The sequence below is a fragment of the Pseudomonas pseudonitroreducens genome, from assembly GCF_021603645.1.
Classification (GTDB): Bacteria; Pseudomonadota; Gammaproteobacteria; order Pseudomonadales; family Pseudomonadaceae; genus Pseudomonas; species Pseudomonas pseudonitroreducens.
In genome coordinates, this window is the sequence record NZ_BQHJ01000001.1 from 150,161 (window position 1) to 175,244 (window position 25,084).

Annotated in this window: 24 protein-coding genes; 18 read left to right on the top strand and 6 right to left on the bottom strand. The window is 62.6% G+C overall.

From position 1 onward, the window contains the following. Together lpxB and rnhB are read left to right on the top strand one after the other, a co-directional pair. Positions 1–1,143 (top strand): lipid-A-disaccharide synthase, encoded by a 1,143-nt coding sequence (gene lpxB, locus L6D89_RS00690; RefSeq protein ID WP_236173089.1) that lies wholly within the window; start codon positions 1–3, stop codon positions 1,141–1,143. After that, complete coding sequence (rnhB, locus tag L6D89_RS00695) at positions 1,143–1,742, top strand: ribonuclease HII (protein ID WP_236198453.1); 600 nt, start codon at positions 1,143–1,145, stop codon at positions 1,740–1,742. Before lpxB ends, rnhB begins: the two co-directional genes overlap by 1 nt. A 215-nt stretch (positions 1,743–1,957) precedes the next feature. On the opposite strand, the gene L6D89_RS00700 is transcribed toward rnhB, so the two are convergent. Together L6D89_RS00700 and L6D89_RS00705 are read right to left on the bottom strand one after the other, a co-directional pair. Next, the gene (locus tag L6D89_RS00700; RefSeq protein ID WP_236198454.1) at positions 1,958–2,722 is read right to left on the bottom strand and encodes a hypothetical protein; all 765 of its coding nucleotides are present in this window, start codon (positions 2,720–2,722) and stop codon (positions 1,958–1,960) included. Positions 2,723–2,726: 4 nt separating this feature from the next. Further along, complete coding sequence (locus tag L6D89_RS00705; protein ID WP_236198455.1) at positions 2,727–2,894, bottom strand: Com family DNA-binding transcriptional regulator; 168 nt, start codon at positions 2,892–2,894, stop codon at positions 2,727–2,729. A gap of 358 nt (positions 2,895–3,252) precedes the next feature. Between L6D89_RS00705 and dnaE the strand changes: the two genes are divergently transcribed. The 8 genes from dnaE to ispD all read left to right on the top strand — a co-directional run bounded on the left by dnaE (position 3,253) and on the right by ispD (position 14,256). Then, the gene (dnaE, locus tag L6D89_RS00710; protein ID WP_236198456.1) at positions 3,253–6,783 is read left to right on the top strand and encodes a DNA polymerase III subunit alpha; all 3,531 of its coding nucleotides are present in this window, start codon (positions 3,253–3,255) and stop codon (positions 6,781–6,783) included. 113 nt (positions 6,784–6,896) lie between these two features. Continuing rightward, positions 6,897–7,847 (top strand): acetyl-CoA carboxylase carboxyl transferase subunit alpha, encoded by a 951-nt coding sequence (gene accA, locus L6D89_RS00715; protein WP_236173086.1) that lies wholly within the window; start codon positions 6,897–6,899, stop codon positions 7,845–7,847. Between the two features lie 69 nt (positions 7,848–7,916). Next, complete coding sequence (gene tilS / locus L6D89_RS00720; protein ID WP_236198457.1) at positions 7,917–9,230, top strand: tRNA lysidine(34) synthetase TilS; 1,314 nt, start codon at positions 7,917–7,919, stop codon at positions 9,228–9,230. Between the two features lie 170 nt (positions 9,231–9,400). Beyond that, complete coding sequence (locus L6D89_RS00725; protein ID WP_236198458.1) at positions 9,401–11,029, top strand: CTP synthase; 1,629 nt, start codon at positions 9,401–9,403, stop codon at positions 11,027–11,029. 2 nt (positions 11,030–11,031) lie between these two features. Beyond that, positions 11,032–11,877, top strand: coding sequence for a 3-deoxy-8-phosphooctulonate synthase (gene kdsA, locus L6D89_RS00730; RefSeq protein ID WP_236198459.1), 846 nt, complete (start codon positions 11,032–11,034; stop codon positions 11,875–11,877). 48 nt (positions 11,878–11,925) lie between these two features. Continuing rightward, on the top strand, positions 11,926–13,215 hold the full coding sequence (gene eno, locus L6D89_RS00735) for a phosphopyruvate hydratase (protein WP_088417964.1): 1,290 nt from the start codon (positions 11,926–11,928) through the stop codon (positions 13,213–13,215). A gap of 61 nt (positions 13,216–13,276) precedes the next feature. Next, the gene (gene ftsB, locus L6D89_RS00740) at positions 13,277–13,561 is read left to right on the top strand and encodes a cell division protein FtsB (protein WP_236198460.1); all 285 of its coding nucleotides are present in this window, start codon (positions 13,277–13,279) and stop codon (positions 13,559–13,561) included. After that, the gene (ispD, locus tag L6D89_RS00745; RefSeq protein WP_236198461.1) at positions 13,558–14,256 is read left to right on the top strand and encodes a 2-C-methyl-D-erythritol 4-phosphate cytidylyltransferase; all 699 of its coding nucleotides are present in this window, start codon (positions 13,558–13,560) and stop codon (positions 14,254–14,256) included. Before ftsB ends, ispD begins: the two co-directional genes overlap by 4 nt. A 405-nt stretch (positions 14,257–14,661) precedes the next feature. Here the strand turns inward: ispD and yedF are convergent, their stop codons facing one another. From yedF to L6D89_RS00760, 3 genes are all read right to left on the bottom strand, one after another. Continuing rightward, positions 14,662–14,910, bottom strand: coding sequence for a sulfurtransferase-like selenium metabolism protein YedF (gene yedF, locus L6D89_RS00750; RefSeq protein WP_236198462.1), 249 nt, complete (start codon positions 14,908–14,910; stop codon positions 14,662–14,664). Next, positions 14,876–16,102 carry a selenium metabolism membrane protein YedE/FdhT gene (yedE, locus tag L6D89_RS00755; protein ID WP_236198463.1) on the bottom strand — a complete coding sequence of 409 codons (1,227 nt, stop codon included), beginning with the start codon at positions 16,100–16,102 and terminating at the stop codon, positions 14,876–14,878. Before yedE ends, yedF begins: the two co-directional genes overlap by 35 nt. Positions 16,103–16,170: 68 nt before the next feature. Then, positions 16,171–17,064: a LysR substrate-binding domain-containing protein gene (locus L6D89_RS00760; RefSeq protein ID WP_236198464.1), complete on the bottom strand. Its 894-nt coding sequence runs from the start codon at positions 17,062–17,064 to the stop codon at positions 16,171–16,173. 216 nt (positions 17,065–17,280) lie between these two features. Between L6D89_RS00760 and L6D89_RS00765 the strand changes: the two genes are divergently transcribed. From L6D89_RS00765 to rpoS, 8 genes are all read left to right on the top strand, one after another. Further along, positions 17,281–18,393: an S-(hydroxymethyl)glutathione dehydrogenase/class III alcohol dehydrogenase gene (locus tag L6D89_RS00765; RefSeq protein ID WP_236198465.1), complete on the top strand. Its 1,113-nt coding sequence runs from the start codon at positions 17,281–17,283 to the stop codon at positions 18,391–18,393. Between the two features lie 50 nt (positions 18,394–18,443). Continuing rightward, entirely contained in the window at positions 18,444–19,295 is an 852-nt protein-coding gene (gene fghA / locus L6D89_RS00770) for an S-formylglutathione hydrolase (RefSeq protein WP_236173076.1), read from the top strand. A gap of 59 nt (positions 19,296–19,354) precedes the next feature. After that, on the top strand, positions 19,355–19,828 hold the full coding sequence (gene ispF / locus L6D89_RS00775; protein WP_236198466.1) for a 2-C-methyl-D-erythritol 2,4-cyclodiphosphate synthase: 474 nt from the start codon (positions 19,355–19,357) through the stop codon (positions 19,826–19,828). Continuing rightward, positions 19,825–20,883 carry a tRNA pseudouridine(13) synthase TruD gene (truD, locus tag L6D89_RS00780; RefSeq protein ID WP_236173074.1) on the top strand — a complete coding sequence of 353 codons (1,059 nt, stop codon included), beginning with the start codon at positions 19,825–19,827 and terminating at the stop codon, positions 20,881–20,883. Before ispF ends, truD begins: the two co-directional genes overlap by 4 nt. Then, complete coding sequence (surE, locus tag L6D89_RS00785) at positions 20,871–21,629, top strand: 5'/3'-nucleotidase SurE (RefSeq protein ID WP_236173073.1); 759 nt, start codon at positions 20,871–20,873, stop codon at positions 21,627–21,629. Before truD ends, surE begins: the two co-directional genes overlap by 13 nt. A 25-nt stretch (positions 21,630–21,654) precedes the next feature. Further along, positions 21,655–22,290 carry a protein-L-isoaspartate(D-aspartate) O-methyltransferase gene (locus L6D89_RS00790; protein WP_088418250.1) on the top strand — a complete coding sequence of 212 codons (636 nt, stop codon included), beginning with the start codon at positions 21,655–21,657 and terminating at the stop codon, positions 22,288–22,290. 72 nt (positions 22,291–22,362) lie between these two features. After that, the gene (locus tag L6D89_RS00795) at positions 22,363–23,211 is read left to right on the top strand and encodes a peptidoglycan DD-metalloendopeptidase family protein (protein WP_445009201.1); all 849 of its coding nucleotides are present in this window, start codon (positions 22,363–22,365) and stop codon (positions 23,209–23,211) included. Positions 23,212–23,306: 95 nt separating this feature from the next. Continuing rightward, positions 23,307–24,311 (top strand): RNA polymerase sigma factor RpoS, encoded by a 1,005-nt coding sequence (gene rpoS / locus L6D89_RS00800; RefSeq protein WP_236173182.1) that lies wholly within the window; start codon positions 23,307–23,309, stop codon positions 24,309–24,311. 434 nt (positions 24,312–24,745) lie between these two features. Here the strand turns inward: rpoS and fdxA are convergent, their stop codons facing one another. After that, positions 24,746–25,069: a ferredoxin FdxA gene (gene fdxA, locus L6D89_RS00805; protein WP_015476292.1), complete on the bottom strand. Its 324-nt coding sequence runs from the start codon at positions 25,067–25,069 to the stop codon at positions 24,746–24,748. Positions 25,070–25,084 lie beyond the last annotated feature (15 nt).

Here is a 25,084-nt window from a genome sequence, read left to right on the forward strand (position 1 = left end):
ATGCAACCGACCGCACGCAAGCTGCGCGTCGCCCTGGTCGCGGGCGAGGCGTCCGGCGATATCCTCGGCTCCGGCCTCATGCAGGCACTCAAGCAGCGCCACCCCGATATCGAGTTCATCGGTGTCGGCGGTCCGCGCATGCAGGCCGAAGGGCTGCAATCGCATTTCCCGATGGAGCGCCTGGCGGTCATGGGCCTGGTCGAGGTACTTGGCCGCCTGCGCGAACTGCTGCGCCGGCGCAAGGACCTGGTGCAGATGCTGATCGCTGCCAAGCCGGACGTGTTCATCGGCATCGATGCGCCGGACTTCAACCTGAACATCGAATTGAAGCTGCGCCGTGCTGGCATTCGCACGGTGCACTACGTCAGTCCATCAGTCTGGGCCTGGCGACAGAAGCGTGTGCTGAAGATCAAGGACGCCTGCGACCTGATGCTCGCACTGTTCCCCTTCGAGGCGCGCTTCTATGAAGAGCATGCGGTCCCGGTGCGTTTCGTCGGCCACCCGCTGGCCAACACTATTCCGCTGGAGGCTGATCGTGCCGGTGCGCGCGTGCGTCTCGGCCTTCCCGAGGGCGACAGTGTCGTTGCGCTCCTGCCCGGCAGCCGGGGAGGGGAGGTCGGTAAGCTCGGTGCGCTGTTCCTCGATACTGCCCAGCGCCTGCTGCAGGATCGCCCTGGCCTGAGGTTCGTGCTGCCCTGCGCCAGTCCTGAGCGCCGGGTGCAAATCGAAGAAATGCTCGCCGGCCGCGACTTGCCGGTGCAGTTGCTCGACGGCGCTTCCCACGAGGCCCTGGCCGCCTGCGATGCTGTGCTGATTGCCTCTGGCACCGCCACCTTGGAAGCGCTGTTGTACAAGCGGCCGATGGTCGTCGCCTACAAGGTGGCGCCGATGACCTACCGCATCCTCAAGCGCCTGGTGAAAAGCCCCTATATTTCACTGCCGAACCTGCTGGCCGGCCGTCTGTTGGTGCCGGAACTGATCCAGGACGCGGCAACCCCCGAGGCGCTGGCCGCCACGCTGCTGCCGCTGCTCGATGATGGCAGTGTGCAAACCGAATCCTTCGATGCCATCCATCGCGCCCTGCGCCAGGATGCGTCGGCGCAGGCCGCCGAAGCGGTGCTCGCCCTGGTGGAGAAACGCTGATGCAGATGGGCCTGGATTTCACCCTGGTGGAAGAACTGGTTGCCGGTGTCGACGAAGTCGGCCGTGGTCCGCTGTGCGGGCCGGTAGTCACAGCAGCGGTGATCCTGGACCCCGCGCGTCCGATCAAGGGCCTCAACGATTCCAAGAAGCTCAGTGAGGCCCGTCGCGAGGCGCTGTTCGAGGAAATCCGCGAGAAGGCGCTGGCCTGGTGCATTGCCCGTGCCGACGTGCATGAAATCGACCAGCTCAACATCCTCCACGCCACCATGCTCGCCATGCAGCGTGCGGTGGAAGGCCTCAGCGTCACGCCGAAACTGGCGCTGATCGACGGTAATCGTTGCCCCAAGCTGAAAGTCCCCTCGGCACCGGTCGTGCAGGGCGACGCCAAGGTCCCGGCTATCGCCGCCGCCTCGATCCTGGCCAAGGTCAGCCGCGACCGCGAGATGCAGGAAATGGAAGCGCAGTACCCCGGCTACGGGATTGGCGGGCACAAGGGCTACCCGACTCCGGTGCACCTCGAAGCCCTCAGGCGCCTGGGCCCCACGCCTATTCACCGGCGTTCGTTTGCTCCTGTGCGTGAGTTGTTAGTAGATATATAGCTGCTGGTTTCGCGGGCTATGTACGCGCTCATAACAGCACAAGTGTGGGGCGGCATTGCAGGGGCTCCAACAGAGCCACTGCAAATTTTTGGCGTTCGGATTTTTTATAGGTGAGCTCACGTATGAATATGCCGTCGATGAGAGTTTTGTCTAGACGATGCGGACTTCCTACATAGCAAGGCCTCATGTGGTGTGAGCCCTTGCTATGTGCGGCTTTAAGTATTCCAGATGTAAATCGGGAATGTCCGGGGTTCGCTGGGTTCGATTACCCTGACAGGCTTGTATGCGGGCACTCCAAAGAGGCCCCATATCGGTTTTGGTTGATTTACGAATAGCCTCCCATAGTTGGTGAAGTTTAGATATGAGCCTGGGCGTTCAGGTGTATTGCTATGCCATAGGACTCTGTTGTTTGCTCCATAAATTACGAAATTACCATCGCCTTGGATTACAGCCTTCAGCGCTCCCTTGCCTTGGGTGTAAGTAGCCCAGACTACTGTGCTAGCACCCTTGTAGATGACTAAGTTGCCATCCGTTTGGAAAGCCATACGGTAGTCACCGTTTGAGTAGGTGGTTCCTGGAAGAATTGTCGTCCCAGATGGAATGTATAGATTGACTTGGTTAGGGTCGGGCTGTTTCAGTGTCACGTAACCCCAAATTGCCTCGTCACTATAAATTACTAAATTGCCGTCATCTTGGACTTGAAGATATGCTCTGTCCTTAAAGCTCTCGAATAAAACTGGTGTCTTGATATTTGTGGAAAATACGGCGGTATTTGAATTGTTGTAGATGTTTAGGTTGAACTCCATGACGGCACGTACTCCGCCTTTCGTGTTCGTATATGTTGCCCATTTTACCTCGTTGTTGTTTTTGTACAGCACGAGGTTTCCATCGGTTTGCATATGCAGGCTGTACTGTCCGTTAGGGGAGCTGAGGCTTTGTCCAGCTGAAAGTTGTTCACGAGGCTTAAGATAGCTAACCATATAATCACCATTGCTCAATTTTAAGTGGTGGGCTCAAAGGCGCTATTTTGAGACTCTCGGTCTTCAGGTGGTTCAAGGCGCCGCAACGCGGGCACTTGATCTGTGCTTCAGTCGATTTGCCAAGGCGTGCGAGCAACCGTCTGCACTTTCCGCAGCGATATTCTTTTAGCATCTCTATGGCATCCGATTGTTGTTCGATGCGTCTATTGTCGTGTTCGTAATAGTTATCCGCAATAGTCGTACTTCAATGTATAGGCAATGTGTTGTCGATAGACTTTAATATGTGGGTGATGCGGTTATAAAGTAAGGGATTGTGGGCTTGCGAGTATCTAGTTCTCGCTCTGTGGTTGACCTGATTTTGGTGACTCCACATTGGAAGTCACCAAGAAACCGCGGCTAGGGTGAGGTTATAGGCCTTGCTTAGTTCATAAGAATTTTTGGGGGCGCGCGGCTTACAGAAGCCTGTAGCTTTACCTTTCAGGTCGGTACAATCCGGGGCTTGCCGTTTTTCGCGTTTGCCAAGGACCACCATGACCGCCACCTTCGTTCACCTGCGTCTGCACACCGAATTCTCCCTGGTTGACGGCCTGGTACGGGTCAAGCCGCTGATCAAGGCGGTCGGCGGAGCAGGGATGCCGGCAGTGGCGGTGACCGACCTGAGCAACATGTGCTCGCTGGTGAAGTTCTACAAGACCGCCATGGGTGGCGGCATCAAGCCGATCTGTGGTGCCGATATCTGGCTGGCCAACCGCGATGAGGACGGCCCGCTCACTCGCCTGACGCTGCTGGCGATGAACGCCAAGGGCTACCGCAACCTCACCGAGCTGATTTCCCGCGGCTGGCAGGAAGGCCAGCGCAACGGCGAGATCATCATCGAGCGGCAGTGGGTCAAGGACGCTGCCGAAGGCCTGATCGCGCTGTCCGGCTCCAAGGAGGGCGAGATCGGCATGGCCCTGCTGGAAGGCGACGATGCCCATGCGGACTCGCTGCTGGCTGAGTGGCTGGAAGTGTTCCCGGATCGCTTCTACCTGGACATCCAGCGTACCAACCGGGTCAACGACGAAGAGCACGTGCATGCCGCCGTGGCTCTTTCGGCACGCAGTGGCGCGCCGCTGGTGGCGACCAATGACGTGCGCTTCATCAAGGAGACGGACTTCGAGGCCCACGAGACTCGCGTGTGCATCGGCGAAGGCCGCGCCCTGGATGATCCGCGCCGTTCGCGCAACTATTCCGACCAGCAGTACCTGAAGAGCCCGGAAGAAATGGCCGAGCTGTTCAGCGACATCCCCGAGGCTCTGGAAAACTCCGTCGAGATTGCCAAGCGCTGCAACATCGACGTACAGCTGGGCAAGTACTTCCTGCCCAACTTCCCGATCCCCTACGACGACATGGATATCAACCAATATCTGCGCCATGTCTCCTACGAGGGCCTGGAGGAGCGCCTGGCGGTGCTCTGGCCGAAGGAAACCACGCCGAACTACGAAGAGAAGCGGCAGATCTACGTCGACCGCCTGGAGTTCGAACTGGGCACCATCATCCAGATGGGCTTCCCCGGCTACTTCCTGATCGTGATGGACTTCATCAAGTGGGCCAAGAACAACGGCGTGCCAGTAGGTCCTGGCCGGGGCTCGGGTGCCGGCTCGCTGGTCGCCTACGTGCTGAAGATCACCGACCTCGACCCGCTGGCCTATGACCTGCTGTTCGAGCGCTTCCTCAACCCCGAACGTATTTCCATGCCCGACTTCGACGTCGACTTCTGCATGGAAGGCCGTGACCGGGTTATCGACTACGTGGCCGGTGCTTACGGTCGCAACGCGGTCAGCCAGATCATCACTTTCGGCTCCATGGCCGCAAAGGCAGTGGTGCGTGACGTGGCGCGGGTGCAGGGCAAGTCCTATGGCCTGGCCGACAAGCTGTCGAAGATGATCCCCTTCGAAGTGGGCATGACCCTGGAGAAGGCCTTCGAGCAGGAGGAGATGCTCCGCGACTTCCTCAAGACCGACGAGGAAGCCCAGGAAATCTGGGACATGGCGCTCAAGCTGGAAGGCGTCACCCGTGGTACCGGCAAGCACGCCGGTGGTGTGGTGATCGCGCCGACCAAGCTGACCGATTTCGCTCCCATCGCCTGTGACGAAGAGGGCGCCGGCCTGGTGACCCAGTTCGACAAGGACGACGTGGAGGCTGCCGGCCTGGTGAAGTTCGACTTCCTCGGCCTGCGTACCCTGACCATCATCAAGTGGGCGATGGAAATCATCCACCGCATCCAGAAGAAGAACGGCGACACCGATCTGGTCGACATCGACCGTATCCCGCTGGATGACAAGAAAACCTACGACCTGCTGCAGAAGGCGGAGACCACCGCGGTCTTCCAGCTTGAATCGCGCGGCATGAAGGAGCTGATCAAGAAGCTCAAGCCGGACTGCCTGGAAGACCTCATCGCACTGGTGGCGCTGTTCCGTCCCGGCCCGCTGCAGTCGGGCATGGTGGACGACTTCATCAACCGTAAGCACGGTCGCGAAGAGATTTCGTATCCACACCCGGATTACCAGTACGCCGGTCTCGAACCGGTGCTCAAGCCCACCTACGGCATCATCCTGTACCAGGAGCAGGTGATGCAGATCGCCCAGGTGATGGCGGGCTACAGCCTCGGTGGCGCGGACATGCTGCGACGTGCCATGGGCAAGAAGAAGCCCGAGGAAATGGCCAAGCAGCGCGGCGGCTTCATTGAGGGTTGTTCCAACAACGGCATCGACGCCAACCTCTCGGGCAACATCTTCGACCTGGTGGAAAAATTCGCCGGCTACGGTTTCAACAAGTCGCACTCCGCCGCCTACGGCCTGGTGTCGTACCAGACCGCCTGGCTGAAGACCCACTGGAAAGCCCCGTTCATGGCCGCGGTACTCACCGCGGATATGCAGAACACCGACAAGGTGGTGACGCTCATCGAAGAGTGCCGCCATATGAAGCTGCGCATCCTGGCGCCGGACGTGAACAACTCCGAGTTCCGCTTCACCGTCGACGAGGACGACCAGATCGTCTACGGACTGGGTGCGATCAAGGGCGTCGGCGAAGGCCCGGTAGAGGCAATCACCGAGTGCCGAAATGAAGGCGGCCCGTTCAAGAACCTGTTCGACTTCTGCGACCGCATCGATCTCAAGCGCGTCAACAAGCGCACCCTGGAGGCGCTGATCCGCGCCGGTGCGCTGGACCGCCTCGGTCCGCACTTCCATGAGGAACAGAAGGCCTACCACGCCCACGTCGACATCAACCGTGCCGTGCTGCTGGCCTCCATGGAAGAAGCCGTGAAAGCCGCCGAGCAGACCTCACGCAGCCACGACAGTGGCCACATGGATCTGTTCGGTGGGGTGTTCGCCGAGCCCGAGGCCGATGTCTACGCCAACCACCGCAAGGTCAAGGAACTCAACCTCAAGGAGCGTCTGAAGGGCGAGAAGGACACTCTCGGCCTGTACCTGACCGGCCACCCGATCGATGAGTACGAGGGCGAGGTACGGCGTTTTGCCCGCCAGCGCATCGTCGAGCTGAAGCCAGCGCGCGATACCCAGACGGTTGCCGGCCTGATCGTCAACCTGCGGGTGATGAAGAACAAGCGCGGTGACAAAATGGGCTTCGTGACCCTGGACGACCGCTCCGGTCGCATCGAAGCCTCGCTGTTCGCCGAAGCCTTCGCCGCCAACCAGGCGCTGCTGCAGACCGACGCACTGGTGGTGATCGAGGGTGAAGTCAGCCAGGACGATTTCTCCGGCGGCCTGCGCCTGCGCGCCAAGCGCGTGATGGGCCTGGAAGAGGCCCGTACTTCGCTGGCCGAGAGCCTGCGCGTGCGTGTGCATGCCGACGCCCTCAAGGGCGACCGCCTGCGCTGGCTGGCCGATCTGTGCACCCGCCACCGGGGCAGTTGTCCGGTCACCGTCGACTACAGCGGCGAGCAGGCGCGCGCCCTGTTGCAGTTCGGCGAGCAGTGGCGGATCGACCCGGCAGACAACCTGATTCAAGCGCTGCGTGACCAGTTCGGCCGCGACAACGTCTTCCTGAACTACCGCTAGCGCGGCGGTGGCCAAAGGCCGCCCGCCCGCCAGTCTCGACCCTCGGCGCCCGATACCGTAAGGTAGGGCGCCTACGGACCAGGCCCAGCCGCCAACAGAACGACGGATAGCCCATGAACCCGAATTTTCTCGATTTCGAACAGCCCATCGCCGACCTGCACGCCAAGATCGAAGAGTTGCGGTTGGTCGGTAACGACAACGCCCTGAACATCACCGACGAAATCTCCCGTCTTCAGGAAAAGAGCAAGGCGCTGACCGAGAACATCTTCGGCAACCTGTCCAGCTGGCAGATCGCTCAGCTCGCGCGCCATCCGCGTCGCCCCTACACCCTGGACTACATCGAGCACATCTTCACCGAGTTCGAAGAGCTGCACGGTGATCGCCACTTCTCCGATGACGCCGCGATCGTCGGCGGCGTTGCCCGTCTGGAAGACCAGCCGGTGATGATCATCGGCCACCAGAAGGGCCGCGAAGTCCGCGAGAAGGTACGCCGCAACTTCGGCATGCCGCGTCCGGAAGGCTACCGCAAGGCCTGCCGTCTGATGGAAATGGCCGAACGCTTCAAGATGCCGATCCTGACCTTCATCGATACCCCTGGCGCCTACCCGGGCATCGATGCCGAAGAGCGCGGCCAGAGCGAAGCGATCGCCTGGAACTTGCGTGTCATGGCGCGCCTGAAAACCCCGATCATTGCAACCGTGATCGGCGAGGGCGGTTCGGGCGGTGCGTTGGCCATCGGTGTATGCGACCAACTGAACATGCTGCAGTACTCCACCTACGCGGTGATCTCGCCCGAAGGCTGCGCTTCGATCCTCTGGCGTACTGCCGAGAAGGCGCCGGAAGCGGCCGAGGCCATGGGCATCACTGCCAACCGCCTGAAGGACCTGGGGATCGTCGACAACGTCATTCCCGAGCCACTGGGCAGCGCCCACCGCGATCCGGCTGCCATGGCCGAGACCATTCGTCAGTCCCTGCTCGGCCAACTCGACACGCTGAACCAGTTGAGCACCGACGAACTCCTCGCGCGCCGCTACGAGCGCCTGATGAGCTACGGCGTCGCCTGATCGACGCCTTCGGCGCAGTGCGGGTGACGAGGTATCCTTGCCTCGTCCTCGACCCTGCCGACCTGCGCCATGTCCTTTGAATCACTGCTGCTGAACTTCCTTGCTCCCTGGCGCACCGCGCCGGCGTGGCGCGTGGCTTATTCCGGTGGCCTCGATTCCACCGTCCTCCTGCATCTGCTGGTACAGCTCGCCCGTCGCGAAGCCTTGCCGCCGATATCCGCCATCCATGTCCACCACGGCCTGCAGGCTGTCGCTGATGCCTGGCCGGAGCATTGCCAGCGCTTCTGCGATTCCCTCGGTGTGCCAATACAGTTGGCGCGAGTACGGGTCGATGACGGCGCCAGCCTCGAGCGTGCGGCGCGTGAGGCGCGTTACCGGGTGTTCGTATCGGCACTGGCCGCAGGTGAGTGCCTGCTGACTGGGCAGCACCGCGACGATCAGGCTGAAACCGTGCTGTTCCGGCTGTTCCGGGGAGCGGGTGTGCGCGGGCTGTCGGGGATGGCGCCGAGCCGTGCGCTGGGCGTTGGCGAGTTGTTGCGCCCGCTGCTGGGCGTCACCCGCCAGCAACTGGAGGCCTATGCCCGCGGCCACGGCCTGAGCTGGGTGGAGGATCCCTCCAACGCCAGTGACGAGCATGACCGCAACTACCTGCGCAACAACGTCCTTCCGGGTGTCGTTCGGCGTTGGCCCGCAGCTGTCGAAACCATTGCTCGCAGCGCCGAGCACCTGGCGGAAGCCGAGGGGCTGCTGGGTGAGTTGGCGCAGAACGATCTGATCGGCGCCGGTGCGCGGTCCGAGTACATCGGCATGCAGCTTCCCTCACTGGCCCTTGCTGCCCTCGTTGAGTTGAGCGAGCCGCGTCAGCGCAACGCGCTGCGGCACTGGCTCGCTCCCCTGGCGCGCCTGCCCGATAGCGCGCATTGGGCCGGCTGGCAGGATTTGCGCGACGCCCGCGAAGACGCGGAGCCAATCTGGCGGCTTGCCGATGGCGAGTTGCGTCGTGCCCATGGCCGGCTCTGGTGGCTGGCCAGCCAGTGGCTGGGTTTCGTCCCGCTGAATCAGGTTTGGCATGAGCCGTCGCGGCCGCTTTCGCTGCCGGGTAATGGTTCGTTGCGTCTGGAGGGCGAGCCGCCGAGCGTGCCGCTGGAAATCCGCTATCGCCAGGGCGGCGAGGTAATGACGCTGCCTGGGCGTGGTCGACGTGACCTGAAACGGCTGCTCAACGAAGCGGCCATACCCGCCTTCCTGCGTGGCCGTCTGCCATTGCTCTGGCGAGCCGACGAACTGCTCGGTGTAGCGCTGCTGCCGGACCTGCGCGGGGAGCCGGGACAGGGCTGGACCCTGCGCTGGACACCTCCGACGAATGACTCGGGTTTGAGCTGATAGCCGCTTTCCGGTAGACTACGCTCCCGTCTTGTACCGCTCCCGTCGATTCCCCCGGAATCAGCGGGAGTTCGCTATTTTCACGACGAAGTCGTGAGCCGGGTCTTGTACCCGACACCTTCGCTTCCCCGGCGGCCGAGCCGCCTAAACGCTGACATTCAGGGCTTTTCATGACGCGCTACATCTTCGTCACGGGTGGTGTTGTTTCTTCATTGGGGAAAGGCATCGCCTCGGCTTCCTTGGCTGCCATTCTGGAAGCGCGTGGCCTGAAGATCACGATGCTCAAGCTGGACCCCTACATCAACGTCGATCCGGGCACCATGAGCCCGTTCCAGCACGGTGAGGTGTTCGTCACCCACGACGGTGCCGAGACCGACCTCGATCTGGGCCACTATGAGCGTTTCGTTCGTACCACGATGACCCAGAACAACAACTTCACCACCGGTCGCGTCTACATGGACGTGCTGCGCAAGGAGCGCCGTGGTGACTATCTGGGCGCTACCGTGCAGGTGATCCCGCACATCACCGACGAAATCAAGCGTCGCATCATCAAGGGCGCCGGCGATGCCGACGTGGCCCTGGTTGAAGTCGGCGGCACCGTCGGTGATATCGAATCGCAACCTTTCCTCGAGGCCATCCGCCAGCTGCGCGTGGAGATCGGTTCGCGCCGCGCCATGCTGATGCACCTGACGCTGGTCCCGTACATCGCCACTGCCGGCGAGACCAAGACCAAGCCGACCCAGCACTCGGTCAAGGAGCTGCGCTCCATCGGCCTGCAGCCGGACATCCTGGTCTGCCGTTCCGACCATCCGGTGGACGTCTCCTCCCGCCGCAAGATCGCCCTGTTCACCAACGTGGAAGAGCGTGCGGTCATCTCGCTGGAAGACGTCGACACCATCTACCGCATTCCGTCCGTGCTGCATGCCCAGGGCGTCGATGATTTCGTCGTCGAGCGCTTCGGCCTGGAATGCGGCCCGGCTGACCTGTCCGAGTGGGACCGGGTGGTCGACGCCAAGCTCAACCCCGAGCGTGAAGTCACCATCGCCATGGTCGGCAAGTACATGGAACTGCTCGACGCCTACAAGTCGCTGATCGAAGCCATGACCCATGCCGGCATCCAGAGCCGCACCAAGGTCAACCTGCGCTACATCGACTCCGAGGACATCGAGCAACAGGGCACCAGCCTGCTCGAAGGCGCCGACGCCATCCTGGTTCCGGGCGGCTTCGGCCTGCGCGGCGTGGAAGGCAAGATCACCGCCGTGCAGTACGCCCGTGAGAACAAGGTTCCGTACCTGGGCATCTGCCTGGGCATGCAGGTGGCTGTCATCGAATACGCCCGCAACGTGCTGGGCTGGACCGATGCCAACTCCACCGAGTTCGACAAGTCCAGCGGCCATCCGGTCGTCGGCCTGATCACCGAATGGCAGGACGCCACCGGCGCCACCGAAGTGCGCACCGAGGCTTCCGACCTGGGCGGCACCATGCGCCTGGGCGCCCAGGAGTGCCTGCTCTCCGCCGGTACCCTGGTGCACGACTGCTACGGCAAGGAAGTGATCGTCGAGCGTCACCGTCACCGTTATGAAGTGAACAACAACCTGCGTCCGCAACTGGAATCCGCCGGCCTGAAGATCTCCGGCCGCTCCGGCGACGGTGCGCTGGTCGAAGTGGTCGAGGCTCCGGATCATCCGTGGTTCGTCGCCTGCCAGTTCCACCCGGAATTCACTTCCACCCCGCGTGATGGCCACCCGCTGTTCAGCGGCTTCGTCAACGCCGCCCTGAAGCAAGCCGGGAAAGCCTGAACATGACCCAGAAGATCATCCGCGTCGGTGATATCCAGATCGGCAACGACCTGCCGTTCGTGCTGTTCGGCGGCATGAACGTGCTGGAGTCGCGCGACCTGGCGATGCAGGTCTGCGAAGAGTACGTGAAGGTCACCGAGAAGCTCGGTATCCCTTACGTGTTCAAGGCCAGCTTCGACAAGGCCAACCGTTCCTCGATCACCTCGTTCCGTGGTCCGGGCATGGAAGAAGGGCTGAAGATCTTCGAAGAGATCAAGAAGACCTTCAAGGTGCCGGTCATTACCGACGTGCACGAGCCCTACCAGGCCGCTCCGGTGGCCGAGGTCTGCGACATCATCCAACTGCCGGCCTTCCTGTCCCGGCAGACCGACCTGGTCGTGGCCATGGCCCAGACCAAAGCGGTGATCAACATCAAGAAAGCCCAGTTCCTCGCGCCGCAGGAGATGAAACACATCCTGCGCAAGTGCGAGGAGGCGGGTAACGACCAGCTGATCCTCTGCGAGCGTGGCTCCTCCTTCGGGTACAACAACCTGGTGGTGGACATGCTCGGCTTCGGCATCATGAAGCAGTTCGAGTACCCGGTGTTCTTCGACGTGACCCATGCCCTGCAGATGCCGGGCGGTCGCGCCGATTCCGCCGGCGGCCGCCGCGCCCAGGTCACCGACCTGGCCAAGGCCGGCATGAGCCAGGGCCTCGCCGGTCTGTTCCTGGAGGCCCATCCGGACCCCGAGAACGCCAAGTGCGACGGTCCGTGCGCCCTGCGCCTGAACAAGCTCGAACCTTTCCTGTCCCAGCTCAAGCAGTTGGACGACCTGGTGAAGAGTTTCCCCGTAATCGAGACTGCCTGAGTCTCACCAGCCGCCCCGTTTATCTCTATCTTCGGAGTGTTATCAAGAATGGCAAAGATCGTCGACATCAAGGGCCGTGAGGTCCTGGACTCCCGCGGCAACCCGACCGTTGAAGCGGACGTGATCCTGGACAACGGCATCGTCGGCAGCGCTTGCGCCCCGTCCGGTGCATCCACCGGTTCCCGCGAGGCTCTCGAACTGCGCGATGGCGACAAGAGCCGTTACCTGGGCAAGGGCGTACTGAAGGCCGTGGCCAACATCAATGGCCCGATCCGCGACCTGCTGCTGGGCAAGGACGCGGCTGACCAGAAAGGTCTGGATCACGCGATGATCGACCTCGACGGCACCGAGAACAAAGGCAAGCTGGGCGCCAACGCTATCCTCGCCGTGTCCCTGGCCGCCGCCAAGGCCGCCGCACAGGCCAAGGGCGTGCCGCTGTACGCGCACATCGCCGATCTGAACGGCACTCCGGGCCAGTACTCCATGCCGGTGCCGATGATGAACATCATCAACGGCGGCGAGCACGCCGATAACAACGTCGACATCCAGGAGTTCATGGTCCAGCCGGTAGGCGCCAAGAACTTCGCCGACGCGCTGCGCATGGGCGCCGAGATCTTCCACCACCTCAAGGCCGTGCTGAAGGCCCGTGGCCTGAACACCGCCGTGGGTGACGAAGGTGGCTTCGCACCGAACCTGGCTTCCAACGAAGACGCCCTGGCTGCCATCGCCGAAGCTGTCGCCAATGCCGGCTACAAGCTGGGCGAAGACGTGACCCTGGCCCTGGACTGCGCCTCCTCCGAGTTCTTCAAGGACGGCCAGTACGACCTCGAAGGCGAAGGCAAGGTATTCAGCGCCGAAGGTTTCGCCGACTACCTGGCCGGCCTGACCCAGCGCTACCCGATCATCTCCATCGAAGATGGTATGGACGAGTCCGATTGGGCTGGCTGGAAAGTCCTGACCGACAAGATCGGCGAGAAGGTGCAACTGGTCGGTGACGACCTGTTCGTCACCAACACCAAGATCCTCAAGCGCGGCATCGACGAGAAGATCGGCAACTCGATCCTGATCAAGTTCAACCAGATCGGCTCGCTGACCGAGACCCTGGAAGCCATCCAGATGGCCAAGGCCGCCGGCTTCACCGCGGTGATCTCGCACCGTTCGGGCGAAACCGAGGACAGCACCATCGCTGACCTGGCCGTCGGTACTGCCGCTGGTCAGATCAAGACCGGTTCGCTGTGCCGCTCCGACCGTGTTTCCAAGTACAACCAGCTGCTGCGCATCGAAGAGCAGCTGGGCGCCAAGGCGCCGTACCGTGGTCGCGCGGAATTCCGCGGCTGATCCTAGTCTGGTACGGTGAAGGGGTGGCAGGAGCCACCCCTTTGCGTATGGAGCTGAAGGTTTGAGGTTACGTAGCCCCTACTGGCTGTTTCTCGTGCTGATCCTGGCGCTGGCCGGCCTGCAGTATCGCCTGTGGGTGGGTGATGGCAGCCTGGCGCAGGTGCGCGACCTGCAGAAGCAGATCGCCGACCAGCAGGGTGAGAACGAGCGCCTGCTCGAGCGTAACCGCATCCTCGAGGCGGAAGTCGCCGAGCTCAAGAAAGGCACCGAGACCGTCGAGGAGCGTGCCCGTCACGAACTCGGCATGGTCAAGGACAAGGAAACCCTCTACCAGCTCGCGCAATGACCACTCCCGCCTTCTGGGCCGTGATTCCGGCCGCAGGCATCGGTTCGCGGATGCGCGCCGACCGCCCCAAGCAATACCTCGACCTTGCCGGCCGCAGCATTCTCGAGCGCACCCTCGATTGCTTCCTCGGCCATCCCCGCCTGAAAGGGCTGGTAGTCTGCCTGGCTGCCGACGATCCCTGGTGGCCGACCCTGCCAAGCGCTTCCAACGAGCTGATCCAGCGCGCTGATGGTGGCCGCGAACGCGCCGATTCCGTGCTCAACGGCTTGTTGCGCCTCACCGAACTGGGCGCCACGCCGGACGACTGGGTGCTGGTGCACGATGCCGCCCGGCCGAACCTGGCGCGAACCGATCTGGATCGCCTGCTGGACGAGTTGGAATTCGACGCCGTAGGCGGCCTGCTCGGTGTACCCGCGCGCGATACCTTGAAGCGTGTTGGTACTGATGGTCGGGTAGTGGAAACCATCGATCGCAGCGTGGTCTGGCAGGCCTACACTCCGCAGATGTTTCGCCTCGGTGCGCTGCATCGCGCGCTCGCCGATGCGCTGGTCGCCGAGGCGGCCATCACCGACGAGGCTTCTGCCATGGAGTGGGCGGGCTATGCGCCGCGCATGGTGGAAGGGCGGGTGGACAATATCAAGGTCACCACTCCGGAAGACCTGCAACGCCTGCAGCGCAACTTCGCCAAGCACTGATTCCTGTTCGCCGGCCCTCGACCGTTCGCGGCATATCCAGCCTCTGTAGGCGCGAGCTTGCTCGCGAACAAAGTTTCCGGCGACTTCAGTGCTGGGCAGGTTCGCGAGCAAGCTCGCTCTTTACCGGCTGCGCGCCGGGCTGGACCGTAGGAGCAACTGTCTTTCTCGGGAAGCCCGTGCCGAAGCTTCCCGCTCACCCCTGCCCTCTCCCAGGGGGAGAGGGAGCCGTCCGTGCCGGCTGTTGCCGGCCTTTCACCCTGCACCGAACGGTCCCCTCTCCCCTGGGGTTAGGGTGAGGGCCGACCCAAGCGCACAAGCGTCTCGTAGGAGCGGACTTTGTCCGCGATTGGCTTCCGGCGCGATTCGGGCTCATCGCGGGCGGAGCCCGCTCCTACAAAAGCACCCTCAGCCCAGCAGCGGTACTTCGATCAGGAAGCGGAACAGCGCGCCGTGCTGTTCAACCGCCAGGCAGTGATAGCCATGGCGCTGGGTGTCTTCCGGAATGCCATGCACCGACTGCGAGCAGTCGGTGATCACTTCCAGCAGATCGCCTGGCTTGAGCGTCTCCAGGGTTTCCAGGGTGGCGATGGCGTTGTACGGGCAGTGCTCGCCGCGCAGATCAAGCGACAGCGTCGGCGTCTTGGTTTCGGACATCGTTGGCTTTCCGTTTACGAGTGAAGCGCTGCGCGTTGAGCTGCACCAGCAGCATGCACAGGGCGAGGCCGGCGAAGGTAATCAGCAGTCCGCCGCCGGGGCCGAACTCCTGCAGCAGGTTGAGCTTGGGATAGGGCAGGGCAAGGCTGGTGCCGAGCTGATCCCAGAACACGGCGACCAGTGTGCCGCCGATCACGTTGCCGACACCGACCACCCAGAAATGCACCTGGCCTTCCATCGAACGATACATCCAGCCGGTCTCGCAGCCGCCTGCCAGCACGATGCCGATGCCGAACAGCACGCCGCCGATCACGGCGTTCGGACCCATCCAGAAGATCTTCGGCGGCAGGCCGTTGTGGATCGCTGCGAAGGTGCCGACACAAGCAGCAGCCATGCCCAGCAGGATGCCGAGGGCGGCCTGGGTCCGGCCGGTGGTCCAGAGATCGCGGGCGGCGCTGGTGAAGCAGATCTGCGCGCGTTCGATCAGGCCGCCGAACAGCAGACCGAACAGGCAGGCCATGCCTAGCACCAGGGAGACCTCGAAGCGCCAGGCGGCGAACAGCGCAGCGATCGCCAGCACGCCCAGGCCCAGGCGCCACTGCAGTCTGGCGCGACGAGCCAGGGCTTCGGCACTCGGCAGGGCGGCGGCTTTGCCGCCAACCTTCAGCGGAATACGCAGGAACGGCAGCAGGCTGATCTTCACGCCGAACCAGGCGCCGATTACCGTCGAGAACATGAAGGCCCAGGCGTGCACCGAGAACATCGGGATACCGGTGAAGAAAGCCGCCAGGTTGCAACCCATCGCCAGGCGCGCGCCGAATCCGGCGATCACCCCGCCGATAAGGCCCTGCAGCAGGCGGCGCTTGCTGGTCGGCCAGCGCAGGCTGACGTTGCCGGCCCAGAGCGCGCAGGCCAGCGCGCCGAGGAACATGCCAATGATCATCACGCCATCGACACGATCCAGCGGCGTGCCCTGCAGGCCGATGATCTTGAAGTAGCTCCATTCCTGGGGCTGCAGGCCGAACCAGGACAGCACGTGGCCGCCCCAGCGAGTGAATTCACCGGTCACCGCCCAGAAGGTGCCGGTCATGGCGAAGTAGTAAGCCGAGATGACGCCCAGGGCGACCAGGGTCGGCAATGGCGACCAGAAGCGCAGCAAATAGCGCTCGCGGAAGGAAGAAAGGGCTGACATGTCGTCGTCCTTGATCCGAAGGGTGGGAAACCGCCCATTCTAGCCAAGGCCTCTTCCATGCGCTTGCTTCACGGCAATGCGCTGGACTGAAGGTGCTGCAGGCCTTGCTTGAGATGATCCACCAGTTGACGGACCTTGGGCGACAGGTGTCGCTGCTGTGGATACAGCGCCCAGACCCCGGTATTGGGCGGCCGATGTGCATCCAGCAGGGATATCAGGCTGCCGCTGCGCAGGTGCTCCAGCACGTAGTAATCCGGCAATTGGCACAAACCGAAGCCACGCAACGCGGCGTCCAGCACCGCCTGGCCACTGTTGCAGCGCCAGTTGCCTTGCACCCGGTGCTGGGTTTCCCGGCCATCCTCGAGAAAACTCCACTGGTCGCTGCTGCCCACCAGGCAGTTGTGCTGTGCCAGCTCGCCGATACCCTGTGGCGTGCCGTGGCGTGCGAGATACTCCGGTGTGGCACAGAGGTACATCACTCGCGGCGCCAGGCGCGTTGCCACCAGCCGCGAGTCGCTGAGGCGGCCAAGACGGATCGCCAGGTCGAAACCTTCGTGGAGCAGGTCGAGCTGGCGGTTGGACAGTTCGATCTCCACCCGCAGTTGTGGGAACTGCGCCATGAACTCATTGACCAGCGGCACCACGAATCGCTCGCCGTAGGCCACCGCGCAAGTCATGCGCAGCAGCCCCTTGGGTTCGGCGGACAGATCGCTGACTGCGCGCAGGGCTTCTTCCCGTGCGTCCTGCAGGCGTCGGCAATGCTGCAGGAAGGTCTGGCCGGCTTCGCTGAGCGTGACTTTGCGGGTGTTGCGGTAGAGCAGGCGGGTCTGCAGTCGCTCTTCCAGTCGTGCGACCTGGCGGCTGACGTGGGACGAAGACACCCCGAGGCGCTCGGCGGCGGCGGTGAACTGACCTGTTTCGGCGACGGCGACGAATTCGTCCAGCCCTTCCCAGCGATGCATCTGGATTGTCCCTGTATGGCAATAATGTTTTGATTATTGCCTGATTATTCCCTGAAACAGGGTTTTCTACACTTCCAAGGCTTTGGGGTGCGCTTCTTACATGCCGTCCCGAACGCTCCCCGACGTGGCCCCGGCCCGTCCCGGTTTCTCGGCCAGCGTGCCGAATCCGTCCGCCACAGGCGGGCGTTGTCGTTTCCTTTGTTCAGGAGTTTCCCGATGATCAAGTCCCGTGCCGCCGTCGCCTTCGCCCCCAACCAGCCGTTGGAAATCGTCGAAGTGGATGTAGCGCCGCCGCAGAAGGGAGAGGTGCTGGTGCGTATCGTTGCCACCGGCGTCTGTCACACCGACGCATACACCCTGTCCGGCCAGGACTCCGAGGGCGTGTTCCCGTGCATCCTGGGGCACGAGGGTGGCGGCATCGTCGAGGCAGTGGGTGAGGGCGTGACATCGCTGAAGGTCGGTGATCACGTGATCCCGCTGTACACCGCCGAATGCCGTGAGTGCAAGTTCTGCAAATCCGGCAAGACCAATCTCTGCCAGGCCGTGCGCGCCACCCAGGGCAAGGGCCTGATGCCCGATGGCACCAGCCGCTTTTCCTACAAGGGCGAGCCGATCTACCACTATATGGGCTGCTCGACTTTCTCCGAGTACACCGTGCTGCCGGAAATCTCCCTGGCGAAGATTCCTCAGGAGGCTCCGCTGGAAAAGGTCTGCCTGCTCGGCTGCGGCGTCACTACCGGCATCGGCGCTGTGCTGAATACCGCCAAGGTGGAAGAAGGCGCTACCGTCGCCATCTTCGGCCTGGGCGGCATCGGCCTGGCGGCGATCATCGGTGCGAAAATGGCCAAGGCTTCGCGCATCATTGCGGTGGACATCAACCCGGCGAAGTTCGATATCGCCAAGGAACTGGGTGCTACCGAGTTCGTCAATCCGAAGGACCATCAGAAGCCGATCCAGGAAGTGATCGTCGAAATGACGGATGGCGGCGTGGACTATTCCTTCGAGTGTGTGGGCAACGTCCAGTTGATGCGTGCGGCGCTGGAGTGCTGCCACAAGGGCTGGGGCGAATCCACCATCATCGGTGTCGCTGGCGCCGGCCAGGAAATCAGTACGCGTCCCTTCCAGCTGGTCACCGGTCGCGTCTGGCGCGGTTCCGCCTTTGGCGGCGTGAAGGGCCGCACCGAGCTGCCGAGCTATGTGGAGAAGGCGCAGAAGGGCGAGATTCCGCTGGATACCTTCATCACCCACACCATGGGCCTGGAGAAGATCAACGAAGCCTTCGACCTGATGCACGAAGGCAAGAGCATCCGCTCCGTCATCCATTACTGATCGCGTGGCCGGGGCTTCGTGGCCCCGGCCTCACGGAAAAGGAGGACTCCATGACGGATTCCATCGAACTGATCAGCAGCCAGAAAAGCTTTGGCGGCTGGCACCAGCGTTACCGCCACCGTTCCGAAACCCTCGGCTGCGAGATGGTGTTCGCGGTCTACCTGCCGCCCCAGGCCGAGCCTGAAGCGGGCTTGCCGGTACTGTACTGGCTGTCCGGCCTGACCTGCACCGACGAGAATTTCATGCAGAAGGCCGGCGCTCAGCGCATGGCTGCCGAGCTGGGACTGGTGATCGTCGCGCCGGACACCAGCCCGCGCGGGCCGGAAGTGCCGGGTGACCCGGATGGTGCGTGGGACTTCGGTCTCGGTGCGGGCTTCTACGTCAACGCCACCCAGGAGCCCTGGGCGCGGCACTACCGCATGCACGATTACGTGGTGCAGGAACTGCCGGCGCTGATCGAGGCGAACTTCCCGGTTTCCCGCAAGCGCGGCATCAGCGGACACTCCATGGGTGGCCATGGTGCCCTGATCTGCGCCCTGCGCAATCCGGGGCGTTACCTGTCATTGTCGGCCTTCGCGCCGATCACTCATCCGAGCGACTGTCCGTGGGGCCAGAAGGCACTGGGCCGTTTCCTGGGAGAGGACCCGGCCGCCTGGCGCGAATGGGATGCAGTGGAGCTGCTGGCGGGTGCCGTAGAGCGCCTGCCGATACTGGTGGATCAGGGCGATCGCGACGACTTCCTCGCCGTCCAGCTCAAGCCCGAAGCCTTGCACGAAGCCGCCGCTGCGGCCGGTCACCCGCTGCAACTGCGCCTGCAGCCCGGCTACGACCACAGTTATTACTTCATTGCGAGCTTCATCGAAGATCACCTGCGCCACCACGCCGCAGCGCTCTGTGGCTGACACCCTCGGTGCGGTGATCCGGTAGAATCGACGCCCTGACATCTACAGGGCGTTTTTTCATGCGTATCGGACATGGTTACGACGTGCACCGCTTCGGCGAGGGCGATTTCATCAACCTTGGCGGCGTGCGTATTCCCCACAAGTTCGGGCTGATTGCCCACTCCGACGGCGACGTGCTGTTGCACGCGCTCGCCGATGCCTTGCTGGGCGCCTGCGCGCTGGGCGATATCGGCAAGCACTTCCCCGACACCGACCCGCAGTTCAAGGGGGCCGACAGTCGCGCCTTGCTGCGCCACGTGCTGTCGCTGGTGGAAGCCAAGGGCTGGAAAGTGGAAAACGTCGATACCACCATCATCGCCCAGGCGCCGAAGATGGCGCCGCACATCCAGAGCATGCGCGAGGCCATCGCCGCCGACCTGAAGGTTGAGCTGGAGCAGGTCAACGTCAAGGCCACCACCACCGAGAAGCTTGGCTTCACCGGCCGTGAAGAGGGCATTGCGGTCCACGCCGTCGCTTTGCTGGGGCGCGCATGACCGAGTTGGAACTGCTGGGCCCGCGCGCCCATGGCGATGCTTGCGGAAGCGCTGTGCTCAAGGCAGTGGCGGAAGACTTCCAGGTCGACGAAGTGCTGGACATCCCGCTCTCCGGTGATGGCGAACACCTCTGGCTGTGGGTCGAGAAGCGTGGCCTGAACACCGAGGAAGCCGCCCGCCGTCTGGCGCGCGCTGCCGGTGTGCCGGTAAAGATGATCAGCTACGCCGGGCTCAAGGACCGCCAGGCGCTGACCCGCCAGTGGTTCAGCCTGCACCTGCCTGGCAAGTCCGATCCGGACCTGGCCGCCGCCGAGGACGACAGCCTGCGTATTCTCGAACGCAACCGCCACCGCCGCAAACTGCAGCGGGGCGCGCATTCGGCCAACGGCTTCACCTTGCGCCTGACTGAGTTGAAGGCGGATCACGAACAGCTCGAGGCGCGCTTGAAAGCGATCACGGCCCTGGGCGTACCGAACTACTTCGGCACCCAGCGCTTCGGCCATGACGGTGGCAACGTCTTTGACGCCCGGGGCTTCGCCGAGCGCGGCAAGCTGCCGGAACATCGCAACATGCGTTCGCGGTTGCTTTCGGCGGCGCGTAGCTACGTTTTCAACCAGGTACTGGCACGCCGCGTGGCAGAAGGAACCTGGAACCAGGCGCAGGTCGGCGATCTGCTGGCGTTCACCGACAGCCGCAGTTTCTTCCCCGCTGGCGAAGCAGAATGTTCTGATCCACGCCTCGCGGCGCTGGATCTGCATCCCACCGGGCCGATGTGGGGCGAGGGCGATTCCCCGGCGACGAACCATCCCGGAGACATGGAGCGCGCTGTCCAGCAGGCTGAGATGGCGCTTTGCCAGTGGCTCGCCAGTGCGGACATGGCGCACGAACGGCGCATTCTGCGCCTCCCCATCCCGGGCCTTACATGGCATTATCCCGCCCCTGACATTCTGCAACTGGAATTCGTCCTGCCGGCTGGCTGCTTCGCCACCGTGGTAGTGCGCGAGCTGATCGACCTCGTGCCGGCAGGGCAGACGGAAAGCCCATGCGCATATTGATTGCCAACGACGACGGGGTCACTGCACCCGGTATCGCCGCGCTTCACGACGCGCTGTCCGATTATGCGGACTGCATCGTGATCGCCCCGGAAGCCGATCGTAGCGGAGCGAGTAGTTCGCTGACGCTGGATCGGCCGCTGCATCCCCATCGCCTGGGCAATGGTTTCATCAGCCTCAACGGTACCCCGACCGACTGCGTGCACCTGGGCCTCAACGGCCTGCTCGAAGAAGTGCCGGAAATGGTCGTCTCGGGCATCAACCTCGGTGCCAACCTGGGCGATGACGTGCTCTATTCGGGTACCGTGGCAGCGGCCCTGGAGGGGCGCTTCCTGTCCCGCCCGGCCTTCGCCTTCTCGTTGTGCTCGCGGCTGACGGACAATCTGCCGGCCGCGATGCACTTCGCCCGCCTGCTGGTGGAGTCCCACGAGAAGCTCGACTTGCCGCCGCGCACCGTGCTCAACGTGAATATCCCCAACCTGCCGCTGGAGCGCATCAAGGGCATCCAGATGACTCGCCTGGGGCACCGTGCTCGTGCCAAGCCGCCGGTCAAGGTGGTCAATCCGCGCGGCAAGGAAGGCTACTGGATTGCCGCTGCCGGCGATGCCGAAGACGGAGGCGAGGGCACTGATTTCCACGCCGTCATGCAAGGCTACGTGTCGATTACGCCGCTGCAGATGGACCGGACCTTCCGGGAGGCGTTCAATGTCCTTGGCGACTGGCTCGGAGGGCTCGACCATGGCCAATGAATTGTCGCGCCGCGGCGGTATCGGCATGACCTCCCAGCGTACCCGTGAGCGGCTGATCCAGCGTCTGTACGAAGAGGGCCTGTCCAACGCCCACGTACTCGAAGTGATCCGCCGTACACCGCGTCACCTGTTCGTCGACGAGGCGCTGTCGCACCGCGCCTATGAAGACACCGCGCTGCCCATCGGGCACAACCAGACCATCTCGCAGCCCTTCATGGTGGCGCGGATGACCGAACTGCTGCTGGCCGCCGGCCCGCTGGACAAGGTGCTGGAGATCGGCACCGGCTCTGGCTACCAGACCGCCGTATTGTCGCAGCTGGTGGAGCGGGTGTTCTCCGTCGAGCGCATCCAGGCCCTGCAGGACCGCGCCAAGGAACGACTTGCGGAGCTAAACCTGAGAAATGTTGTCTTTCGTTGGGGCGATGGCTGGGAAGGCTGGCCCGCCCTGGCGCCTTACAACGGCATCATCGTCACTGCGGCAGCGGCCGAGGTCCCGCAGGCATTGCTGGACCAGTTGGCGCCAGGGGGGCGACTGGTAATTCCGGTCGGTGGCGGCGAGGTGCAGCAGCTGATGCTGATTGTCCGCACCGAGGATGGCTTCCAGCGCCAGGTGCTGGACTCCGTACGCTTCGTACCGCTGCTCAACGGTCCGCTAGGCTGAGAGCAAGCGGGCAAGACTGCGGTAACTGCCGGCCAGTGAGGCTGGACGTCAATTCATGGATAAGGGGGATGGGTGAGCTTGACAGCGACCCTGTATCAACGGAACTGGATCAAGGGCCTGGGCCACGCTGTGGTGGCGATTGCCGTCTGTTCCCTGCTGGCGGCCTGTTCTTCGACTTCGCGCAGCACCACGACCGTGGTGGACCGCAACGCCCAGCAGAAGCCGACTGTCACCAGCGGCCAGTACGTGGTGCGTCCCGGTGACACGCTCTATTCCATCGCTTTCCGTTACGGCTGGGACTGGAAAGCCCTTGCCGCGCGCAACAACATCTCGGCGCCGTACACCATTCGCCCGGGTCAGGCCATCCGCTTCGATGGCGGCTCGTCGACAACGCCATCAGTCGCGAAAAACACAACGCCTGTCGCCCCGGTAGTCGTCAACAAACCGACATCCACGCCTGCGAGCGCCAGCAAACCGACCACTCCCGTCGTTACTACTCCCGCGCAGCCGCCCGCCACTGGCGGAACTCCGGCAGTGGCAGGAGGGGCTGCGGGGGGCTGGATATGGCCAACCAATGGCACTCTGATTGGGCGTTTTGCATCAAACGGCAGTTTGAATAAAGGGATTGATATAGGCGGGCAATTGGGCCAGCCTGTCCTGGCTGCGTCTAATGGCACGGTGGTGTACGCCGGTAGTGGTTTGCGGGGCTACGGCGAACTCGTGATCATCAAGCACAGTGATACCTACGTAAGCGCCTACGGCCACAACCGGAGGTTGCTGGTGCGGGAAGGGCAACAGGTCAAAGTCGGGCAGAACATTGCCGAGATGGGCTCCACAGGGACTGACCGGGTGAAGCTGCACTTTGAGATTCGCCGCCAGGGTAAACCTGTAGATCCGCTGCAATACCTGCCAAGTCGTTGATGCTGGCTGTTCCCCTGCGTGGGTGAGCGGGCCTAGGTGTCCTAAGGATAAGGACGCACCTGGGCTTGTTGTCGAACTCAGCAAGGGATAACGACATGGCACTTAAAAAAGAAGGGCCGGAGTTTGACGTAGATGATGAAGTGCTCCTGCTGGAGCCTGGCATCATCCTTGAAGAGTCGCTTGCCGAAGAGCAGGTATCGCTTCGAGTCACTCCTAAAGCCACCTCACTCTCCTCTCTCAAGCAACACAAGCACATCGACTACAGCCGCGCGCTCGACGCGACCCAGCTGTATCTGAATGAAATCGGTTTCTCGCCGCTCCTGACTCCGGAAGAGGAAGTCCACTTTGCGCGTCTCGCGCAGAAGGGCGACCCAGCCGGTCGGCGGCGAATGATCGAAAGTAACCTGCGTCTGGTGGTGAAGATCGCGCGACGTTACGTCAACCGCGGTCTCTCCCTGCTCGACCTGATCGAAGAGGGTAACCTCGGGTTGATCCGCGCGGTGGAGAAGTTCGATCCCGAGCGTGGTTTCCGCTTCTCCACCTACGCAACCTGGTGGATTCGTCAGACCATCGAACGGGCCATCATGAACCAGACCCGCACCATCCGTTTGCCGATCCACGTGGTGAAGGAGCTCAACGTCTATCTGCGGGCTGCTCGCGAACTGACCCACAAGCTGGACCACGAGCCGTCGCCCGAGGAAATCGCCAATCTGCTCGAGAAGCCGGTCGACGAGGTGAAGCGGATGCTCGGTCTGAACGAGCGGGTCACTTCGGTGGATGTCTCTCTCGGTCCGGATTCGGACAAGACCCTTCTCGATACCTTGACCGATGACCGTCCCACCGACCCCTGTGAACTGCTGCAGGACGACGATCTCAGCGAGAGCATCGATCTGTGGCTGTCGGAACTGACCGACAAGCAGCGCGAGGTGGTGATTCGCCGCTTTGGCCTGCGCGGCCACGAAAGCAGCACCCTGGAGGAGGTCGGCCAGGAAATCGGTCTGACCCGCGAGCGGGTCCGGCAGATTCAGGTCGAAGCCCTCAAGCGTCTGCGGGAGATCCTCGAGAAGAATGGCCTGTCGAGCGACGCACTGTTCCAGTAGCGCACTGGCCGACAATAAAGGAGCCCGGATGATTCCGGGCTTTTTTATGCGTCGCGATGTAAGCATTCGCTTACACAGTGTGTGAGTGTTCAGCTTGAAATGTCGCCAGCCTCGGCGACTAATATCTATATCATGTTGTTTTTTAAAGATTTTATTTTATATCGGAGGCGCGGGGATGGTCGGGTGCGCGGAAGTGACCCAGTTGCCGCGGCACGGTAGGCGGGTAATATCACCCCTGCGTACACGGAAAGACGCAGGCCGGTAAGGATGCCGGTCAGGAGCCACCGCAGGATGCGGTTCATCAGGATGATGAAGAAGGGAAGAAAGAGTGGGCGGGTTATCCCGCCCCTTTTTTTGCCCGCAGAAAAGTGGAATCCCAGATGCAGAAAGGCCCGCACCAGGCGGGCCTTTTCTATTTCTGGAAGCAGTAGAACTCAGCGCTCCAGGTACTGCATCTTGTTCGGCTTGCCATCCCACTCTTCGGCGTCCGGCAGGGAATCCTTCTTCTCGGTGATGTTCGGCCATACATCGGCCAGATCCTTGTTCAGCTCGATGAACTCCTGCATGCCATCCGGGACTTCGTCTTCGGAGAAGATCGCCTGTGCCGGACATTCCGGTTCGCACAGGGCGCAGTCAATGCACTCATCCGGGTGGATGACCAGGAAGTTCGGGCCTTCGTAGAAGCAGTCCACCGGGCATACTTCCACGCAGTCGGTGTATTTGCACTTGATGCAGTTGTCGGTGACGACGAAGGTCATTTCTAATTTTCTCCT

Bases quoted from the DNA above. Each gene is read 5' to 3' on its own strand.
- dnaE (WP_236198456.1), top strand. From the start codon at position 3,253: ATGACCGCCACCTTCGTTCACCTGCGTCTGCACACCGAATTCTCCCTG.
- L6D89_RS00790 (WP_088418250.1), top strand. From the start codon at position 21,655: ATGACCTCCCAGCGTACCCGTGAGCGGCTGATCCAGCGTCTGTACGAA.
- rnhB (WP_236198453.1), top strand. From the start codon at position 1,143: ATGCAGATGGGCCTGGATTTCACCCTGGTGGAAGAACTGGTTGCCGGT.
- fdxA (WP_015476292.1), bottom strand. From the start codon at position 25,069: ATGACCTTCGTCGTCACCGACAACTGCATCAAGTGCAAATACACCGAC.
- eno (WP_088417964.1), top strand. From the start codon at position 11,926: ATGGCAAAGATCGTCGACATCAAGGGCCGTGAGGTCCTGGACTCCCGC.
- L6D89_RS00765 (WP_236198465.1), top strand. From the start codon at position 17,281: ATGATCAAGTCCCGTGCCGCCGTCGCCTTCGCCCCCAACCAGCCGTTG.
- L6D89_RS00700 (WP_236198454.1), bottom strand. From the start codon at position 2,722: ATGGTTAGCTATCTTAAGCCTCGTGAACAACTTTCAGCTGGACAAAGC.
- accA (WP_236173086.1), top strand. From the start codon at position 6,897: ATGAACCCGAATTTTCTCGATTTCGAACAGCCCATCGCCGACCTGCAC.
- surE (WP_236173073.1), top strand. From the start codon at position 20,871: ATGCGCATATTGATTGCCAACGACGACGGGGTCACTGCACCCGGTATC.
- kdsA (WP_236198459.1), top strand. From the start codon at position 11,032: ATGACCCAGAAGATCATCCGCGTCGGTGATATCCAGATCGGCAACGAC.
- yedE (WP_236198463.1), bottom strand. From the start codon at position 16,102: ATGTCAGCCCTTTCTTCCTTCCGCGAGCGCTATTTGCTGCGCTTCTGG.
- L6D89_RS00705 (WP_236198455.1), bottom strand. From the start codon at position 2,894: ATGCTAAAAGAATATCGCTGCGGAAAGTGCAGACGGTTGCTCGCACGC.
- fghA (WP_236173076.1), top strand. From the start codon at position 18,444: ATGACGGATTCCATCGAACTGATCAGCAGCCAGAAAAGCTTTGGCGGC.
- tilS (WP_236198457.1), top strand. From the start codon at position 7,917: ATGTCCTTTGAATCACTGCTGCTGAACTTCCTTGCTCCCTGGCGCACC.
- L6D89_RS00760 (WP_236198464.1), bottom strand. From the start codon at position 17,064: ATGCATCGCTGGGAAGGGCTGGACGAATTCGTCGCCGTCGCCGAAACA.
- rpoS (WP_236173182.1), top strand. From the start codon at position 23,307: ATGGCACTTAAAAAAGAAGGGCCGGAGTTTGACGTAGATGATGAAGTG.
- lpxB (WP_236173089.1), top strand. From the start codon at position 1: ATGCAACCGACCGCACGCAAGCTGCGCGTCGCCCTGGTCGCGGGCGAG.
- ispF (WP_236198466.1), top strand. From the start codon at position 19,355: ATGCGTATCGGACATGGTTACGACGTGCACCGCTTCGGCGAGGGCGAT.
- yedF (WP_236198462.1), bottom strand. From the start codon at position 14,910: ATGTCCGAAACCAAGACGCCGACGCTGTCGCTTGATCTGCGCGGCGAG.
- truD (WP_236173074.1), top strand. From the start codon at position 19,825: ATGACCGAGTTGGAACTGCTGGGCCCGCGCGCCCATGGCGATGCTTGC.
- ispD (WP_236198461.1), top strand. From the start codon at position 13,558: ATGACCACTCCCGCCTTCTGGGCCGTGATTCCGGCCGCAGGCATCGGT.
- L6D89_RS00725 (WP_236198458.1), top strand. From the start codon at position 9,401: ATGACGCGCTACATCTTCGTCACGGGTGGTGTTGTTTCTTCATTGGGG.